Origin of the sequence: Streptomyces sp. WM6378 (assembly GCF_001279695.1) — a bacterium.
Taxonomy (GTDB): Bacteria; Actinomycetota; Actinomycetes; order Streptomycetales; family Streptomycetaceae; genus Streptomyces.
In genome coordinates, this window is record NZ_LGDD01000112.1 from 1 (window position 1) to 1,669 (window position 1,669).

A 1,669-nucleotide genomic window follows, 5' to 3' on the forward strand; every position below is an offset into this window, starting at 1 on the left:
CACACAAGTGGAGCGATTCCCAGCCCCCCGGGCAGAACAGCAAACCCCCCGCCTACTGTTCGGCGCCCCCGAAGCAAGAAGACCCAGAGCCCTACAGGCAATCCAGGACGCCGAGGGCGCAGCCCTGATCGTCACCTCGGACCCCACCCTGTGGGCAGAAACAAAAGACGCCCGAGCCAAACTGGGCCCCGTACACGTCTACGACCCAACCCACCGCTGCGACACCCCCGCCAGACTCCACTGGTCCCCCACAGCCGGCTGCGAAGACCCGGATGTCGCAGCCGCAAGGGCAACGGCACTGCTCGCCGCCGTCCGCCCCCAGGCCCGCATGGACGCCGCCATGGCAGACACCGCGGAAACCCTCCTACGCTGCTGGCTGCACGCCGCCGCTCTGGAGAGCCGCGACGGCAAGGCCACGAAACAGCTGCACCGCTGGGCCCAGGGAACAGCGGTCCAGGACGCCGTACGCATCCTCCGCACGCACCCCAAGGCGCAGAGCGGCGGCGCGGGACTCCTGGAGTCCGCCCTCACCGCGTACCCCGAACGCCGGGAAATCGCCCAGCAGTTGACGGCCCGGGCCCTCGCCTGCCTCTCTTCGATCCACATCCGCGACGCCTGCACACCAAACCGAGCAGATTCGCTCGCCCTGGAATCATTTGTGAACGAGGGGGGCACCCTTTATGTGGTGGGTGAAGCGATCGAGAACCCCCGGTCCCATCCCGCCGCGATGCCCCTGCTCACGGCGCTCGCCTCAGACGTGGTCGAGCGCGGCCGCCGCATGGCCGAACGGTCATCTGACGGTCGCCTCGACCCACCAATGACGCTCGTCCTGGACGACGTCGCGGCCGTGGCTCCGCTTCCCCGGCTTCCGGAGCTGCTGTCGACCGGTCAGGACCAGGGCATGCCGCCCCTGGTCCTGCTCCGCTCCCCCGAACAGGCCAAGGCCCGCTGGACCGAGGCGCTGACGTAATCGCAGAGACGCAAGGGAGGCAGGAGTACGGCTACGGCCGCACAACCTCCATCTCAAGATCGTGGCAACCGTCACCGGACAGCAGCGCGGTGACCCCGGTCGGTACGAAGCCGATCTTCCGGTAGAAGCCCTGGGCGCGCGGGTTGTTCTCGTGCACGAAGAGCCGAACGCGGCTCACCCGCGGCTCCTCCAGCGACCAGGCCCATTCCATCGCGGCAGCGAAAAGCCGCTCGGTCAGCCCGACCCCGCGGTACTCGGGCCGTACGAACACGCCCACGAGCTGCGCCTGCGACGAGGCAATCCGATTCCCGAAGACATCGTCGCTGCCCTCGGCCTCGACCAGCACCACAACGCCGCCGGCCCATTCACCGTCGGGCCCCTCAACGATGAAGTGCCGGGCGGAATTACCCTGCGCGGCCCCCTGCGCCCGCTCCTGCCAGTGCGAATCGGGCCGCGCGGACGCGTTCTCCAGCGTGTCCAGGAAGGCCACGGGGGCAGCGGGATCGGCCAGCGAAGCCAGCCGCAGTTCCTTGGACTTGCGCCATTCGTCGGCGCGTATGGGGCGTATGACATGTTCCATGAACCGATACTGCCACAACGCGAAAAAGCCCCGCACCGTGACCGTATTCCTACGGTCTGGTGCGGGGCTTTCTCCACAATTTGTTCGGCGGCGTCCTACTCTCCCACAGGGTCCCCCCT

The 1,669-nt window shown here is 68.1% G+C and carries 2 protein-coding genes; one reads left to right on the forward strand and one right to left on the reverse strand.

Features of this window, described 5'->3' with window-relative positions:
* Window positions 1–970, forward strand: a 970-nt coding sequence (locus ADK54_RS11865; protein WP_234392018.1) for a type IV secretory system conjugative DNA transfer family protein, incomplete at its 5' end; no start/stop codon positions are given.
* 31 nt (window positions 971–1,001) lie between these two features.
* Here ADK54_RS11865 and ADK54_RS11870 read toward each other — a convergent pair.
* Window positions 1,002–1,586 (reverse strand): GNAT family N-acetyltransferase, encoded by a 585-nt coding sequence (locus tag ADK54_RS11870; protein WP_234392019.1) that lies wholly within the window; start codon window positions 1,584–1,586, stop codon window positions 1,002–1,004.
* Window positions 1,587–1,669 lie beyond the last annotated feature (83 nt).